Origin of the sequence: Legionella steigerwaltii, assembly GCF_001468065.1 — a bacterium.
Taxonomy (GTDB): domain Bacteria; phylum Pseudomonadota; class Gammaproteobacteria; order Legionellales; family Legionellaceae; genus Legionella; species Legionella steigerwaltii.
Window position 1 is genome coordinate 324794 of sequence record NZ_LNYZ01000013.1, and the last position, 18060, is coordinate 342853.

An 18060-nucleotide genomic window follows, 5' to 3' on the forward strand; every position below is an offset into this window, starting at 1 on the left:
CTTGTTCCTTTATGAATATCATTTTTTAGTCAAAAAAATCCGTACTATAATTAGTCATATTAATAAATTTTTAATTAACATCTGCATCCTTATAGGTGTTATGCACCTTCAAAATAAATTTGAGAAGATAATGGCAAATATTAATTTAATCAATCAAATGATTGGATTTATAATAACAGAATACGATGCAAGCCAACCTCAAAAATTTCAAGAGGCGCTTTATACAGTCACCAAAAAATCAGATTTCAATCGTAGAGTACCTAAAGAATTAATAAAAGAAATTGCAGATTTAAAAAATGGAAATTATAAACCTGGACAGCTGTTTAAAGAATTAAAAGCAACAATTACTCATCATTCAATTAATTTTAAAGTAGGTGATTATGGATTTGATGAGCAGCTATATGCTGAACTATTAGCATTTTGTAAATTAGCATGCTTTATGGAGGGGGGGACCTATCCAGAAATCTATGCCTACAAACTGGCTATTATCTTTGGTGATAAAGATAAGGCTTTTGCTTATCTTAATGGGCACTACAAACAAAGCCAAGCACAAAGACCTTTGCAGGAGGCCTGTTTCTTTGATTTGCCGGAGGATGATGATTGGGATCTTCTTACATGGCGGAAGATATTTGCAGAGCAAATGCAAAATAGAGCATTTATTAAAAGTGGCGTGATCACTCATGCAGGTGCAGTTCAGCATGAACTAGTTACAAATCAGGACAACAACATTGCCTTGGCTTATGACCAAGACATCGTAACCTCCTTTCAGGAACTTCAAGAAAAAAAAGACGTTAATCAAAAAGAATACAGACAAATAGAAGGCCAAATCATTGAAATCAGAAAAAAGATGAATGCGGCAACGAAGGAGGCTAAATCGGAAAACATTATTGAGGGGTTAAAAAAAACTCTTAAGGAAAAACAAAACGCACTCACAACATTAAAAAATCAAGGCAGATTAATTGAGAAACAATTAAATAGTATCCGTGATCAGCATCCCCTTTTGGAAGAAGTGAAAGTAGCTAAACTAATTGAAACCGCTTTAAACCTAAAATATAAAAATGCAGCACAAGATAAAGATGCCGCACGTTTATTTCATCAATATGGAATTTCCCAATATATTTTTGATGATTACCTCTCACTTAAAAGTAAAGCAAAAAGCAGTGACGAACATATTCCTCCAATATTCGTTGACGGCAAAGATTTTGATTGTCCTGGATACTATATGATTAAACTAAAAGAGGATGATCCTAAAGGCCCAGTATTGGGCTATATCACCGGATGTTGTCAATCGCTAGGAAGTAATGGAGATGCTTGTGCACGACATGGTGTTACCAGCGAACAAGGAGGATTTTATGTTCTTTGCAAAGGAAAACCACCTCATGATGGGGATTCAAGAGCGGTATCACCTAAGGATATCATCGCGCAATCTTGGGCTTGGGGTGGTGAGGGTAATGTTTTAGTTTTTGATTCTGTGGAGTCACAGAACAATATTAGATCTGTAAGAAAAAACCAAATAATCATTTCTAAAATGTATGCTGCTTTAGCTTTGAGATTAATTGAGAAAGGTAAAAGCGCAGTCAATGTCGGAGTGGGCGGTTTTGCAGCTACCCCATCAGTCGTTGGTTATTCTATAAATGAGCAGGAAGAAAGTGTTTTGCCTGTTGATCATAGGGGATATCAAGACTCAGCTGTCCAAAGAATATTAGCTCATAGTGAATATCCCTTATATTCTGAATTTTTTATTCATACAGATGAAGCCATATCTAAATATTTTGCATTCCCTCCCGAAAAAAAGGCGAGGTACGATGTGAAAAATATAATGCAAATTTTACTCAAAATTGCAAATCCCGAACAAATGGAGCATTTTTTAGAAGGGTTACGTCAAGAAAATCTAGATATATCAGCGTTCTTAAAAGAAAATAGTAGTCTCGTAGATTGTGCTGAATTTGGTAACGCTGAATTAATTTCTTTATTAATTAAGTATGGGGCTGATGTTCATTCAAGAACCAATTTAGGCGTGGTAGCATTACATAGAGGAGTTAGAGGTCCAGGTGGTGCCGAATTAGTCACTGCGTTATTAAACCATGGTGCAGATATTTTTGCTGTTGATGATCAAGACCAAACAGTTTTGGAATTAGAACCGTATGATGTGGGGTCTATTTTTCCAATTTTAGATGTTTGGTACAAAAAAATTAAATCCGGTGATTTAGACATTAATCATGCTGATCATCATGGAAATACCCTGTTGATGTATGCTGCCAGTTTTGGCGCACATCATTTAATGAGGGAGTTACTAAAGAAAGGCAGTGGAATCAATATTGATCAAGTAAATGATCGAGGGGAAACTGCATTACATCATTCCGTATTACAGAATCAAAAAGAATCTCTTAAGCTCCTATCAAAGAAAGGAAGCGATACCAGCATCCAAACTAAAAATAACGAAACAGCGTTACATCTAGCAGTAAAATCACATAATCAAGAACTTATCTCATTACTTGTTAGGAAAATGCCGACACTTTTGTCTGCTGGTACAGAAAATGAGAACATACTTGAATTTGCCGCTAAGCATCACTCGAAATATTACGATAATTTAAACTATTCGCGTCACATCCCTACCTTGATTCGTGAATGGATGTCACAGATTAATAAAAGACGTCAGTCTGATATTGATGCGCAGGATAAAAAAGGAAATACCTTATTAATGTGGGCCATTGAATATAGTCCAACTGATGTTGCAGAACAATTGTTGGATTTAGGGGCAGATGCAACCCTTGTCAATGCCAAGAAAGAAACAGCTTTAATGCATGCTGTTGTACATCAAAAAACGGACATTATTCCGAAATTAATTCATTGCGGTGCAGATATTTTTGCTGTTGATGAGCAAGGTAACTCCGCTTTAGATAAAATAACAAATAATAACTTTTCTGTATTGACTCCTTTACTTGAGGAGTGGTCTCAAGGTGAGAAGAGACATAAAACCGATCTACACGGAAAAAATTTATTAATGTGGGCGGCACAGGCAGGTCGCCAAGAGATATTCTTGGATTTATTACAAGAAGGACTGATTGATATCAATGCAAAAGACGATAAAGGAAATACAGCATTGCATTATGCTGTAGCTTATGGTCGATATGATTTTGTAGTGGAATTGTTACAACGAGGCGCAAACGAGAAAGAGATTTCTGTAGATAATAAGATGCCGATTGATTGGGCTTACAGTAATAAATTAAACAAGATAGGAATTTATTTAATCGATTCATGGCTAGAAAAAGTACAAGAAAAGAAAGGCACATCAGAGGAAAAAGATCAATTACTAATCTATGCAGTTAAATTTCAATATCAAAACGTAATCGATAAACTTATAGATCAAGGTATTGGTCCATTTACCAGTAAAGATCATTTTGGGAAAACAGCATTAGATTATGCTGATGACGAAATGAGGAAAAAATTGTTATCAAAAGCAGCAGAGACTCTAAGTGACATCAATGCTCAAGACATCAATGGTAAAACAATAGTAATGCGGGCTATTGAAACCGTAGATGTGGCTTTAGTTCAAAAATTAATTGGACAAGGTGCTGATCTGTTCACAATTAAAGATAACTTAGGAAAAACAGCTTTTGATCACGCCATGGATAAACCCAGAGCGATCAGTCAAATATTTCCTATATTGATGGAACAATTGATTAAACAAAAAAACTTTGACATGAAAACTCCTTTCTTTCTTGGCCGAACTGCGTTGATGATGGCTTCCATGTATGCTTTCAATGAGTTTATACCCGCATTACTGGAACAAAATTCAGATGTTAATCAAAAAGACGACCAGGGATATACTGCCTTGGACCTCGCAGAAGAATATGAAGGAGATGATGAAACAAAAGATTTATTAACAAACTATAACATTGACCATCACATAACACTCAATTTTAATTCAACATAAGGACTATTTAAATTGGATGGCCTATCCTGTTGTGCTGCGGAGATGATACCCATAGTTCCTGTTAACCCCGGGGGTACCTATTAATAACCCCATCCATTAAGTAATGCTTTAGCTCCTTTCGCTTGTAACAAATCATTACGCGCATCTTCTATAATTGTTTGTGCACGTGCTAAATTACGCCATGCTTCACGCAAATCAACCAAGTCTCCTTCGAGATTAAAATAACGTCGTTTCGCTACCTTAAAACCTTCTTTAGCAATATTTAACTCTATATTGAGGTGTTTAATTCGAGTTATTGTAGCTCTAATGGTTAAATCAAGTTTTGCGTTCATTTCTTCTATAAATTGTTTTTGTGCTGCAATAGCTTGTTGTTTTGCTATTAACTCAGCCTGTGCTTGGCTGATGCGACTTGTTATATTGAAATCAAGAAGTGGCATTGAAACGCCAACCCCAACAGCATAATCCTCTCTACGGACCAAATGAGTTTTATCCATCCCCCCGCCACTGGCAATAGCTACAATCTCAGGTCTGAAAATAGCTTTTTCTTTTTTTAATTGTTCCTGAGCAGCTTTAGCATCTGCAATTGCCCTTTTCACATAAGGACTTGCATAGACACGACTTCGTGAGTTCAATGAATCAATAAGCTTCTCTGATAATATCGGACAATCAATTGTGGATGCATCTTTACCTGTAATTACTGCAAGTTCTTTGAGACTGCCGAGTACTTGTTCCTTTAAAAACGCGTGCTCAGTACGTGCTTCTTCTGTCTCTGATTCCGACAAATAATTATCAACCACAGAGCGCTGGCCTGTATTTACAAAATGTTTCGCTTCTTTGGTAATGAGCGCTGATTCCTTAGCCAATTTAGACCATATCTCTTGTTTTTTCTTGTAAGTAGCACATTGATAATAAGCTTGCAAGGCGAATAATTGAACTTGATAGGCAGTAACACGTGTTGATTGCTTGGCCACATCAACTTGCGAGCGCGCTGCTTTTACAGCAGCAGCAGTGCGCCCAAAATCGTAAATTAATTGTTTGGTAACCACTCCGGCAGTGGGGCCTGAGCGATAAGGAGATCCAACTAAACCTTCTGTACCTAACCAAGCAGAAGATCCTGGGAAACCCGCACTATCTAAAGCTTCTGCCCTTAGAACAGGAAAATAGCGTGCTTTAGCCACATCAATTTCCTTTTGTTTCACGATGACGTCTAACTGTGCCTGAGTAATTGATTGGCTATTTCTTTCAGCAAGACGTAGTAGTTCTTCTGTAGTTAAAATATGTTTTGTATTGGCCCAAACAGAGGCTGTAATACAACAGAAAAAAATGATGTTCCAAATACGCTTCATTTAGTCGCTCGCGCTTTCTTATGTGCTTTTGCAAAAAACATACGATATAAAATAGGTACAATAAATAGAGTCAACATCACTGAAAAGAGCTGACCACCAATAACTGCTCGACCAAGAGGGATATTGGCTTCAGATCCTTTTTCTATTCCAATCGCCATAGGAATAAGACCAAGAATTGCAGCAAGCGAAGTCATCACAATTGGCCGTAAACGTTCTTTGGCACCAGCAATGATCCCTTCATCTAAATGATCATTAAGTTGAGTATGATAAGAAATAAATTCAATCAATAAAACGCCATTTGCTACAGCAATTCCAATCATAAAAATTGCACCAATCGCTGCTTGAATACTAAAATAGGTATGGGTTATCACCAACATCAGTACAATCCCTACAACACCTAAGGGCACAGTAACCATAATGACCAAAGGGAGTGAAAAGGAACGAAACTGAACCACCAAAATTAAATAAACCAACGTTGCAGCGAGTAAAAAACCTCCTCCTAAAGATTGTACCGAATCCATCATCTCGCGGATTTCACCACGAATGGCAATCGAATAACCTTCTGGCAACTGAGTTTTATCGATTATTTTTTGCACGTCTCGTGACAGACCACCGATATCACGTCCTTGAGCGTCCAAATAAATGTCAGTGACACGTTGGAAATTGACATGATCAATCTGGATCGGTCCTTTAGTTTTGGTAATTGTAGCTATTCGTTTCAAAGGAGTGACACGTTCTCGTTCATGACCGCGAATGGGTATGTTCGCAAATTGGTCAAAATTAGATACTTGCTGCTCTGCAAATTGCACGCCCATAGGATAATTAATCCCCGTTTTTGGATCAACCCAAATGACATTAGAAGCAAAAGTTGCACTACCCGTGACCGCACTCACTACATTTTTTATAACCTCGTTGGTCGTAATTCCTAAATCCATGGCCTTATCACGATTGATGTCTAAATTAATAAAAGGGGCATCAAATCGTTCCTGAACACGAACATCTACCGCTCCATGTATTTTTTTGATTTCTTTTGACAGCTCTCTTGCAATTTTGAATTCTTCTTTGATATCAGGGCCTTGTACTTGAACATCAATAGGAGCTCTTTGACCATAATTCAATGCTGAAGTTAATAGTCCGCCTAATTCAATACCAATTCCCACATGAGGATATTCCTTTTTCATTTTTTCTCGAATGATTTTGGCGTAATGTTGGGATGTATGTTGTCGATTTTCAGTCAATGCAATATTAAAAAACACGTCTTGGGTGCCAACATTGGGAGTAAATGCGGCTGGGAAACCGTATTCAACCCCAGCATTCGTAATAATCATCTCCAGATCACCAGGCTTTATCCATTGCCGTAATTTGCCATCAATTTCTTTGGCAAACTCTGTTGTTTTTTCTATTCGAGTACCTGAGGCAATGCGCATGGTTACAATAAAACTACCCGCATCAGCACGAGGGAAAAGCTCCGTACCAATAAGTGGGATCAATGATATTCCACCAAGAAATAAAGCAGCTGCAATCGCTAACACCGTTTTTCTGTACTTCAATGCCAAAGCTAATGCTTTTCCATAGCCCTCAGTAAAATGATGAATAGCGATTTGTGTCCAGAATAACAAACGCGGCAAATTAGTATGATCAGAACGGTGTAAAAAATGTGAGGCAAAGAGGGGCATCACAGTCATTGCAATCAGAAATGAACTGATCATGGCAAACATGACTGATTTAGCAAGCGCTGCAAATAATATTTTTACGATACCCGTTAAAAAAACCACCGGAAAAAGCACTACTAAAGTAGCCAGCGTTGATGCTAAAACGGGCATTGCCACTTCAGATGCGCCTTCCAAAGCTGCTTGCTTCGGTGAACGCCCTCTTTCTAGTTTTTTGCTGATGTTTTCCAATACCACAATGGAGTTATCAACCAATACGCCAATGGATAAAGCCAAACCACCTAAAGTCATCGCGTTGATGGTTTGTCCTGAGGCATTTAAACCAATCATTGCCGCCAACAAAGCAAGTGGCAACGACAGCAAGATCCCAAAAGTTGCACGAGGATTCCCCAAAAAAAAGAAAATCATAATCGCTGCCAAACCACCACCTAATAAAGCCTCTTGAGTAATACTCGATATTGCTTTGCGAATAAAAATCGATTGATCTGCAACTAAAGTTAAATCGATATCTTGTAAGGTTTTCATCGACTTTTTAATCGCTTCTTTCACATTTTCTACAACACGAATGGAGTTCCCTCCAGGTTGTCGATAAACAGGAACATACACTTGTTCTTTACCATCAATAAGCACTACATTGGTTTGAATTTGCCCTGAGTCTTTTGCTTCCCCTATTTGTTTTAGATATACCGGAACGCCATATTCTGCTCGTAATGGGAAATTATTCATTTCAGGAATATGCTGCACCAATCCATTACTAATAATTTGATAATCAAAATTACCAATTTTTACATCACCCGAAGGAATGAAAGTGTTTAATTGCACCATCTTTTCTAAAACTGCTAAAGGTGAGAAGTTGTATTCATTAAGTTTTTTCGGATCAAGATAGATAACCACTTCTCTTAATCTCCCTCCCATCAAGGTAGGCGCCATAGCGCCTGGAACTGCTTGAATGGTGTTACGCACTGTGTAACGAGCTACGTCATATATTTTTTCAATGCTTTTATTTCCTCGAACTGCGACAAGCGCCAAAGGAATAGATGCCATAGGATCAAACGGCAGAATTAAAGGCGGCAGAGTTCCAGGAGGTAATTGGCTCATAACAGACATCACTAAGGATGTAGTTTGTGCCATAGCAGAATTAAGACCTGTAGTGGGTTCAAAAAAATTTTTAACGATACTTACCCCAACTAAAGATTTCGATTCCTGTCGTTCAATACCAATTGCTTGTGCTGTATAACGTTCAAATCGTGCCGTCAGATTTTCTTCTACATCTGTAACAGGCATCCCAGGATAAGAAGAAATCACTTGCATTGCGGGCAAATTGGCTGAAGGCAATAAATCTTTGGGGAGATTAAAAATTGCAAGAACCCCCATAAGAAGGATAATCAAGCATGCAACAATAATGAGATGGGGATTGTGAATAGCTGTTGATACTAAACTTGTCCCTAAGCCCTTTCCAGATTCTTCCATTTAAATCATGTTTTTATAAAAGAAAACATGGTGCAATAGTATCTTAAATTTTGCAAGTTTTATTAACCAGGCTCTAGCCATACTTAAGACCTCAACTTTTTATGTGGGACCAAGACCCGATCTACCCTACTCTTGAGCACAACGATGCATGCTTTCAAAATGGGTTATAATTAATCAAAAAGATTATTAATCATAGGAACTGGCATGATTAAGAGTGTTTTAAAAAAAATCAATAATATGATTGTGCCCCTGCGAGTGAGTATGCTCTTTCTTTTTATTTCTCTTTTTGTCACCACTATCTTATTGATCCTCCTGGTAACCACTCAACGCTATTCTGAAGCCCTGTCACGTATCGCTCATCAACGGATGATGAATGAATCGTTACTGATATTAAATAAATTGCATAAAAATCTAATGCCGGCTCAAATACATAGTCAATTCGCAGCTCATCTCATTCAAGAAGAAGTGATTCAAAACTCTGCGTTGCAAATCATGCCATTAACCGTAAATATAGTTAAAATGATACCTATAGCAGATGGAGCACATTGGGCAGACGAAAAGGGTAATTTTATTTTTTCACTAAAAGAACCTAATGGCAGTATCACTACCAATATTTACCAACGAAATCATGGAGTGGCCACAAGAACAATTATTAATCGCGATATTCAAGGAAAAATCATAAAAAAATATTTATCAAATGATTTACGTTATGATCCTCGTACACGCCCCTGGTTCCTTCTAGCAAAAAAAGAAAAGACAACCATTTGGACCAATGTTTATTTATTTTATTTTCTTCACAATAAAGGCGTGACTGTTAGTACTCCTGCATTTAAAAATGGGAAACTCTTTGGGGTATTTTCTCTTGATATTAATTTAAATGATTTGTCTCAATTTATTAAAAAAATTCAAAAAATAACCCCCAACAGTTACGTATTTATTGTTGATAAAGAAGGGAGTTTAATTATCGCCTCAGGGGATTCATCTTTTACTAAATTAATAGCGAACACCGATGTTCATTCAACGTCATTAATAGACAGAACATTCCAAGAATACCAGCGAAAAGGTGGGACGGGATTACTTACTTTTTCTTATCTCTATAATAACCAAACTTATATGGTTACCTATGTACCCAGTATAACCTTTGCAACTCATGGCTGGTTTATTGGCATTATAGCGCCTCAAAACGATTTTATTAGCAATTTAAGAAAAATGAATTTAGTAACTATTTACATCAGCTTAAGTATTCTGATATTAGGAATATTCTTAGTTTCTAGTTTAGTAAGTCATATAGTAAAACCCCTTAAAATACTGGTAGCTGAAACAGAAAATATCAAGCAATTTAATTTAGGCAACAAAATTGTCATTAAATCCAGAATAAAAGAAGTGATTCAATTAAGAAACGCCGTCAATTCAATGAAATTAGGACTCAAACTATTCCAAAAATACATTCCTAAAGTTCTTGTAAGACAATTAATTGAATCGGGTGAAGATATAAGAACGGGAGGCGTTAGAAAAACCATGACTGTTCTTTTTTCAGATATTAAAGGATTTACCACCATCGTTGAAAAAATGGACCCCAGCGAGTTAATGCAGCAAATGGGAGAATATTTAGAAGAGTTATCGCAAATTATTATTGATGAAAAAGGAACAATCGATAAATACATTGGCGATTCTATTATGGCATTTTGGGGTGCTCCTTTACCCGATGAGCAACCTTGCCATCATGCCGCAAGAGCAGCGCTTCGATGCCAAAAAAAATTAGACGAGTTAAATAAAATTTGGCAGCAAAAAGGAAAGGAAGCTTTTTTCACTCGCATTGGCATTCACATGGGTGATGCGATTGTAGGGAATCTGGGCTCATCAGAGCGTCTAAATTATACAGCGATTGGAGATACAATTAATACTGCGAGTCGACTCGAAAATATCAATAAAAATTACGGCACGAAGATTATTGTAAGTGATACGGTTTATGAAATAATAAAAGATCAATTTATTTTAAGAATGATCGACTGTGTTGTAGTCAAGGGGCGCACTCAAAGCTGCTGCATTTACGAACTCTTAACTGATGATATTCAAAATCTTGAGTTTGACCTCCATGCTTACAATTCTGCCTTTGAACAAGGCTTCTTAGTTTATAAACAACAATTATGGGATGAGGCTATTGAGCATTTTAAAAGATGCCTGGAAATCTATCCCGCAGATCTTATTGCACCTATATTCATCGAACGGTGCCAACACTTTAAATCCAATCCACCAAAGCCTGGTTGGAAAGGTATCATGGAATAATCGCTGTAAAAAAAATTTTGAGCTTTTCTATTTTGCCAGTTTTCAGAATAATGAAAGCTTAAGTTTCTTCAACTATAATTTGATTTAAAACCAATCAATTTAATTAATTATGAAACTAGGTTTACCCATTGTCCCTTATTCAAATAAGGATGCAGCTCAGCTTGCTAATAAATACGCAAGAGAATTTATCATAGAAGGTGGAACTCAACTTATTAATAATTCGTATCCTATTGATAAGAAAAAGAGTCTTAGTGACGCAGTAAAAGCGATAAGGGAAAAATCTCAAGAAGCTGCAAGTTCATGGTTGGAGTTTGACTATTATATTTACGAATTTTACCAATCGATAGAATGCAGTAAAAAATACTCAATTGGAAATTGCAATGAGCTTGCTGAATTGGCTTTAGATTATATTGCTCATTATGCTCCCCATATTAATGCAGAGGTTTTTCAATTACTAGGTGGAAACCACGTGGTACTAGTGGTTGGAATACAAAAAGGTAGTGATTATGATCCGAAGAAACCAGAAACTTGGGGTAAAGATGCTTATATTTGTGATCCTTGGTCTGATGATGTGTATCCTGCTTCAGAATACCGGTCTCGAACTAAAAATTACTATCAAGAATATGACAAGATTTTAGATGTTTATACGAATCATGTTGAAGACTTCAATCCTTCCAAACATACGTTTAGCCCCATTAGAAATTATAATGCCGACTACATCAGAAAATATAATACTCAAGAACACATTGTTGCCGTTTATGGCCTTTTTCAAAAAAAGCAGCAAATTGTTGTTGGTGCAGCAGTCAATTTGGAGAAAGCTCTAATAGAAATAGCCAATAAGCTAGAAAAAAAATATGGCGTAGGTCACGAAAAATACCAGATTATTCAAAGAAAAATAAAGCAATTACAAAGTGCTACCGAACAACTTACTCGCGATTTTGCGAAGCCAATTGACGAATCAAATAATTATTATGAAATAATATCTCAGTTAGATAAAACCTTGCGACAATCAATTAAAACCTATGCTAAAGCAGCAGAAATTACAAAGGAAGAAGCTATTGCTTTAGCCAAACCGGATGTAAGGAGTGGACGACATCGATTTTTTCATTCAAATTACGATGTAGTATCAAAACTTAATGATGCTTTAGAGGAGTCTAGTGATATGCTAAAAAATGTTGTGGTTAAGAAATAAAGTAACACCATTTTTATTCGATTTAGAACGCTAATGAATTATTCAGCCCATCTTCAAAAAATATTCTATGCTGAATAGCAACAATATTATTATAAACATCAGATGTTTCATTCTGACGGCGATTAAACCAAGTGTGTCCTTTATACGCGTTTGAAATGGCTGCTTGTTTAATCATCGCTTCTAAGGCTTCCATTGCAGAAGGAATTTCATTATTTTTATATTTTTTATATAGATCAAAAATAGCGGCAGCACCTTTGGGTATTATAATTTCATTACCATTATCTAGAGTACGTTCTTCACCCCCAAAAAACCCAAGTTTCCCATCCAGCTTAATAATATCTGCTAAAATTTCCTCAAGAGTATTTTCTGCTTTTCGACTAATAACTTCCCATTTCGTGTTTATTGGATTACTTAACCACATTCCCTTGGCGTTATTGAAATATGATTCAGCTTGATTGTCAGTAACATGAAGCGCTAATTTAATCTGTTCTATTGTTGCTTGTTTTCGTTGAGATGAATCATCAACCGCTTCTTTATATTGATATGAATTATAATCTAGATAAGGTTTATAGTAGGTTTCAACAAGTCTAACTGCTGTGCCTTCCCTTTCTTTTATTTTATTGAATGTTTGCCCAATAAAAGCATCAAATTTATTTCCTAAATCATCAAGATTAAGACGCAATGAGCTATTTTCTTTATAGTCCTCGTTATATTCTCTAAATTCATCGAGGATCTGTGCTTTTAAACTAGGGTTGCTGATAATAAAATTTAAAAATTTTTCGTTTTCTAGCAATTCTTTTCTAAGTAATTGACTGCGCCTGATTTTGTGAGCGATTAACTCCTCTCTTAATTTAAGACTCCCAATAGTTGCATTAGCAATAGGTCGATAAACTTGCTCATCGAATAAGGCTCTTTTAAGAAAAACTGAAAAGGCATCTTTAATAAAATCAGGATCATTTTCAATTCCCTGCAGATCCAAAAGGCCACTATCAGTCTCGTCGGGAAAAGCCTGCGGTTTAGCATCCTGTAAATGCGGAAAATTAGTTATATCTCTTTGAGTTATAGGAAAAGCGTCTTTAGGTTTTAAGCCATAAGCTCTTTCGTCCTCTTTATAGCGTGTCTTATTAGGATTTTTATTTCGATATTTTGAGGTGAATGGCCAAGTTGCTTGGTCATGATCAATTTTGCGAGATATAATCTTGATTGGATCATATTGAATATTGCCACCATGAAGATCATTCTCTTCCTCAGTATAGGCAGCAGCTAATATTCTACCAATACCTGATTTTACTATATCCTTCTGCATTGGTGAACGCATGAAACCGGTCTTCTGTTTCTCTTTTAGATAGTAATCATGCAAAGATTGAAAATTATCTATTTCTTGAGAAAGAACACCACGCCTATGCTCTTCAGCATCATGAACGCTTCTGACTCTGGGGGTACGGTCATTTAGCAGGAGGCGATAACCTATGCCATTGAAGGCCTCAATTTCAGTAATTCTTCTTCCTGACTCTTCAATTTTTAAAATTTCTATAGTTGATTTATTGTGTTTTTGTACTTTCGTAGCACTATGGATAGGTTCAGGCGCATTATTCTCTCTTGTAATTTTGACATTGACTGGATGATAGTTTGCGAGATTTTTACTTTTAGGGGGCAGATTTTTGGGTTTTATTGTTCTAACCAGTTCTTGCTGTATTAACCTTAATCTATTGAGTAAAACCTCATTTTGAGCATGATTGTAATCAGCACTTGAAAGAATTGCGTTGATCACAAACTCAACTTTTCTTTTGCTCGTAATCGTTAAAATTTGTGATGGACTAATGACCTCAGAGTATCCCAGTTTTTTAAACAAGGGGAACTCCTGACTTAGATACAGAGTATTCAGAGAATCATCAGGTATCGTTAAGATAATAAATGGTTTCTTCTCTGGTTTATCTATACCCAGTGGGAGAACGTCGTCATCAGTATAAACCTCCTGAAACCCTATATTCCTTTTACTATAAACTCTCACAGCCACAGCTCAAATGACTATTATTTGTGCATTATACATAAAAATTAATAAAATACTAACTGAGTTCCGCGTCATCTTCTTTTTAATACAATCAGACAATTTTTATTGCTATTATTTTCTAAAAATGAAAATATAAAAAAATACCACTAACCAATTATTTAAGGGTTAAGTGGCTGAACCTCGACAGATTGATTGTTATTAACCGCAAAGAATCGATGAATTATATTCAGAATAATAGATCATTGTGTCACAATATGAGGCAGATACTATGGACAGTAAAATTGAAAAGCAACCATTTACACTGACAATGCTAGGGACGCTCACTGATTTTACCCCTGAATTAAAACAAACCCGAAAACCTACTCCTTATACTAAGGGATCCAAAGTAAAAGATTATCCTAAGGGAGAAACATTAAGCATCATCTCTTCTTTAATTAAAACAAGTTCACCTGCTAACACGACAAAAGGAGACTTAAAAAATCCGTACCCTTTTCAGGCTGATGAAATTGCCGTAGTTAATGGACCTAAAACGGATGGTGCTAACGTAGGAGAAAAAATTGCCCTAGGTCTGGCAGCAGTATTAAAAGCAATAGCTCGAGGACAAACATCAATCAATATTATTGCTCATAGTAGAGGTGTTGTTGAATCAATTTTGATAGCTCATGAATTAGAAGCAATACAAAAAATGGTTGCAACGTGTGCTTCTTTTGAAGAGGTATTGAAACATTTAACTGAGCAACAAACCAAACGACACAAGGGCACGCCGACCAACAATACACCAGATATTATAGAGGTTTTAAAATCTCAAATTAATCAGATACCCAAAGAAGATCAAGAGCAATGGTTTAATCTACTAAAAACATCTCTGCCTAATGCATCAATAAATCTTTTTGGTGTAGATCCCGTCCCTGGGGATTGTTTTCCAATTACTTGGTATGACGAACGATTTTTTATATTGCCTCAAATTATAAAAAATACTGAATTAATTTTTTATGCAAACGAACGCTCGGATTGGGGATTTACCCCAATTTGTCCTGAGGTAGTTTCCAAAGAAACACAAAATTATGTTCGTTATTCCATGCCCGGACATCATGGAACAGGATCAACTGGAAATAACGGTTCCCAACAAGGAATAATTGTCTGCCCTAATGGTTATAAAACCACTCATGTCCAAAAATTAATGATATATAAGATACTTAATTTTTTAAGTAGACATCATGTAGAATTTAATGATGGCACCCAGATTTTTCACCAGTATTCTGCTTTAGGTAGAAAGTATTTGGGAGACGATACCGAAACGAAATCAATTAATTTAAGTTCACTCGATTTCCCTACTATTTTACGAAAACTGTATGCCATCATAGCCAAAAATCAAATTGGCTATGATGCATATAATTTAACCTATTATTCCTACATGGGTCTCACAAAGCAACGCAAGATATTGAATAAAGGACATGTCTATGGCCTCTTCAATGACGTTTTTACTACATACTCTGGCTATGTTAATGAAGAGCATGCTTTATTAATGCAAGCTCATTTTTTTAAAATTTTTGGTCTTGATACACAAAGAAAAAATCTTGCGGATTTAATTAATACTGCAAACTTAGTCTTAGAAGAAAACATTAAAAAAATTGCCAGTAAAGAAGCATCCATAGAAGCATCCATTTTGGATTCTGAAGTGAATCGCAAAAATGTGTTAGAAACATTTGGCGTAGTGATTCGTCAGGTTAGTCAACAATATTTAACTGATGATTGGTCCCCCATTGAAAAAGAAAAGGAAAAAGAAGATCTCTATCAAGCAATCATTGATATCTTAACTAAATTTAAAGAACTCTCTAAATCAGATAATTTAACGATTCGACAGTATGTCGCAGAACTTCTTCTTTTAAGTTTCACGAGCATAAACCATACATTAGTAGTTCGAGCCCAAGGCATTAAAAAGGATTTCAAATACCTGCAGGAATCTATAGATAATCGCTTAACAAAATTTTTTAGTGAATTATTAATGCAATTAAATCATACCGAGAATAGCCCCTCGGTTATTCTGAGTGAAATTATCAATTCAGAAGAATATAAAAAACTGCCCAATCATCCATCAGCAATCAAAATAACTCATATCTATAAACAACTGAGTGGAAAAGGGCTAGAAAAATACAGCATTGAACAACTAACAAAAAGCTATGAAGAACAATTTGCAAATACTATTGAAGATTTTGCAAAGCTTTATCAACAAATTCGAATCTTTATCTATGACTTAGCTGCCTTGCGTAGCATAGTCCCTAGTGAAAAAATTGAAGTAGATGAACTGCACTTGCTAAAACAAGCTAATGGGTTAATCGCAACAGCAGCAGAACGATTTTATAAAGACAGACCCTATGCACTTCCTCCCATTGCCGAAACCGAGTTCATGAAATTAGCAGAAAGACATGCTATAGAACATCTTGGTGTAGTTGATCGCCTCAAAGAAAAAAATAAAGAACCGGAAAAAACAACCGTAGAAGCAAGTAGTGGCTGGTTTTCTTTCTTCTGGAGCCCAGTATCAAGAATGGTATATGGTACTCAAGTTAATACCACCAGTAATGGAGACATCATCCCCAAAGAAGGTATTACATCGACTCCTTCATAGACATTAATTATAAGTAGGTTGGATCAATTTTGACCCAACAAAGCAAGTGTAGCAACTGCCTTAAATGTTTAGTTCAAGACAATTGCTAGATGTTAAAACTTAGGAAAGAATGCAGCTACTTCCACTAGTTGGACTGCTGAAGCCGCAACTATCTTGAAAATATTTTGCAGGTATTGGAGCACGATTAGTGGCATGAGAGGCCTGATTGTGAAAACCATGGCGATTGCGTCCTGGATTAGAAGCAGCTGTAACCTCGGTGACCCTGGATGCTTTTTCTTCAATAACAGGAGCAGCAACAGGAGCAGCAACAGGAACAGCGGCAACAACAGGAGCGGCAGGAGCAGCGATAGCAACGGCTTGCTTTTGTTCCTCTAGCGGTAAAGGTTCTTCTTTTTCCAGAGCGACTTCATCTTCAAGTGTTTCAGCAGGCTGTAAAAACATAGGTTGGGTATCAATTGCAATTTGAGACTCATAATTCGCTTCCTTCTCACCCTCTTCCACTGCATTTGCATTTGCATTTGCAGAGTCGAATTGTTCTGGTTGAGCAACCAAATCGCCTTGCATCACAGGTTGTTGCATTTCGAGCTTCAACTCTTCGGCAATCTGATTGTACTCCCAAAAACGAGTATCCAGCAGCTTAACCACCGTTTCACTATAATTATTGAAAATGACTCCTTCCGGTTTCCCTGCTAACGCTGCTTTCAAAGTGATTTGTGAACCATCATAGTTGTTAAGGCGTAAGGTCACTTTGGGTGGGATCATGTGTGGGTTTGTTTGATAAAATTCTTGTAACCTACCCAATATATCAAGGCGATCATCATAAAAATCAAAGATTATTTCTTCATCAGGATGAGCGGTAGCAGCTGCTTGCATTTGCGCGAAAATAAGTGCTACTTTAGTTTCATCCATTGGGCAGTTTGGATGTTCAAAGGACCCCCCTTCTATCCACTTATTATTCTTAATCTCTTCCATAATAAGCTTGTAAGCACTACCTGGTTCAAGAGAGTTGTATAGGTCCGTTAATAACAAGGGATTAAAGGAAACACCCAAATAATCACACACAGTTTGAATGGCTGAGGCACAAGAACCTTTGAAATGAATCGCATTGCCTGCATTGCCAAAATCAGCATCATAAGATTGGCGATTAGAACCAATCAATGCAATGACTTGCGAATACTGTTCATTTTCGCTTTTTAACTGATCTAAAAATGCCCGATTATGAACAATTACTGCATCAGTAAGATGTTTATTCCAATTTGTATAAGGTGCATCAATGTATGCCCCATTAAATAAACAGCCATCAAAATCAAATGATAAAATACGAAGTGTCATTTCTATATACCTATTAAAAATTTATTTGTTTCGGTTAATATGCGATTAACCAACTTAAAAATTTAAGGCTAGAAATAAGCTTGATAGGTTGAAACTAAGCAATGAAAGAAGCCTAAGTTCTTGACAGGCAATGATGCTCCGCATTTTTTAGGCTGATATAGCTTAATTGCACTCAAATACAACCCATCAG

Annotated in this window: 8 protein-coding genes; 4 read left to right on the plus strand and 4 right to left on the minus strand. The window is 36.3% G+C overall.

Going from position 1 to position 18060, the window contains the following annotated elements:
- Positions 1 to 130: 130 nt before the first annotated feature.
- Positions 131 to 3937 carry an ankyrin repeat domain-containing protein gene (locus tag Lstg_RS09270; RefSeq protein ID WP_058477383.1) on the plus strand — a complete coding sequence of 1269 codons (3807 nt, stop codon included), beginning with the start codon at positions 131 to 133 and terminating at the stop codon, positions 3935 to 3937.
- Between the two features lie 80 nt (positions 3938 to 4017).
- On the opposite strand, the gene Lstg_RS09275 is transcribed toward Lstg_RS09270, so the two are convergent.
- Together Lstg_RS09275 and Lstg_RS09280 are read right to left on the minus strand one after the other, a co-directional pair.
- Complete coding sequence (locus tag Lstg_RS09275) at positions 4018 to 5283, minus strand: TolC family protein (RefSeq protein ID WP_058477384.1); 1266 nt, start codon at positions 5281 to 5283, stop codon at positions 4018 to 4020.
- Positions 5280 to 8423: an efflux RND transporter permease subunit gene (locus tag Lstg_RS09280; RefSeq protein ID WP_058477385.1), complete on the minus strand. Its 3144-nt coding sequence runs from the start codon at positions 8421 to 8423 to the stop codon at positions 5280 to 5282. The genes Lstg_RS09275 and Lstg_RS09280 overlap by 4 nt, the downstream gene beginning before the upstream one ends.
- Before the next feature lie 204 nt (positions 8424 to 8627).
- On the opposite strand from Lstg_RS09280, the gene Lstg_RS09285 reads away from it, so the two are divergent.
- Positions 8628 to 10709: an adenylate/guanylate cyclase domain-containing protein gene (locus Lstg_RS09285; RefSeq protein WP_058477386.1), complete on the plus strand. Its 2082-nt coding sequence runs from the start codon at positions 8628 to 8630 to the stop codon at positions 10707 to 10709.
- Between the two features lie 109 nt (positions 10710 to 10818).
- On the plus strand, positions 10819 to 11901 hold the full coding sequence (locus tag Lstg_RS09290; RefSeq protein WP_058477387.1) for a hypothetical protein: 1083 nt from the start codon (positions 10819 to 10821) through the stop codon (positions 11899 to 11901).
- A gap of 22 nt (positions 11902 to 11923) precedes the next feature.
- Here the strand turns inward: Lstg_RS09290 and Lstg_RS09295 are convergent, their stop codons facing one another.
- Positions 11924 to 13753 carry a hypothetical protein gene (locus Lstg_RS09295; protein WP_058477388.1) on the minus strand — a complete coding sequence of 610 codons (1830 nt, stop codon included), beginning with the start codon at positions 13751 to 13753 and terminating at the stop codon, positions 11924 to 11926.
- A gap of 427 nt (positions 13754 to 14180) precedes the next feature.
- On the opposite strand from Lstg_RS09295, the gene Lstg_RS09300 reads away from it, so the two are divergent.
- Positions 14181 to 16538, plus strand: coding sequence for a hypothetical protein (locus Lstg_RS09300; protein WP_058477389.1), 2358 nt, complete (start codon positions 14181 to 14183; stop codon positions 16536 to 16538).
- A gap of 99 nt (positions 16539 to 16637) precedes the next feature.
- Here Lstg_RS09300 and Lstg_RS09305 read toward each other — a convergent pair whose 3' ends face one another.
- Positions 16638 to 17870: a hypothetical protein gene (locus Lstg_RS09305; protein ID WP_058477390.1), complete on the minus strand. Its 1233-nt coding sequence runs from the start codon at positions 17868 to 17870 to the stop codon at positions 16638 to 16640.
- Between the last annotated feature and the right edge of the window lie 190 nt (positions 17871 to 18060).

Coding starts and splice junctions, on each gene's coding strand:
- Lstg_RS09280 (WP_058477385.1), bottom strand. CDS start 8,423: ATGGAAGAATCTGGAAAGGGCTTAGGGACAAGTTTAGTATCAACAGCT.
- Lstg_RS09290 (WP_058477387.1), top strand. CDS start 10,819: ATGAAACTAGGTTTACCCATTGTCCCTTATTCAAATAAGGATGCAGCT.
- Lstg_RS09305 (WP_058477390.1), bottom strand. CDS start 17,870: ATGACACTTCGTATTTTATCATTTGATTTTGATGGCTGTTTATTTAAT.
- Lstg_RS09285 (WP_058477386.1), top strand. CDS start 8,628: ATGATTAAGAGTGTTTTAAAAAAAATCAATAATATGATTGTGCCCCTG.
- Lstg_RS09300 (WP_058477389.1), top strand. CDS start 14,181: ATGGACAGTAAAATTGAAAAGCAACCATTTACACTGACAATGCTAGGG.
- Lstg_RS09275 (WP_058477384.1), bottom strand. CDS start 5,283: ATGAAGCGTATTTGGAACATCATTTTTTTCTGTTGTATTACAGCCTCT.
- Lstg_RS09270 (WP_058477383.1), top strand. CDS start 131: ATGGCAAATATTAATTTAATCAATCAAATGATTGGATTTATAATAACA.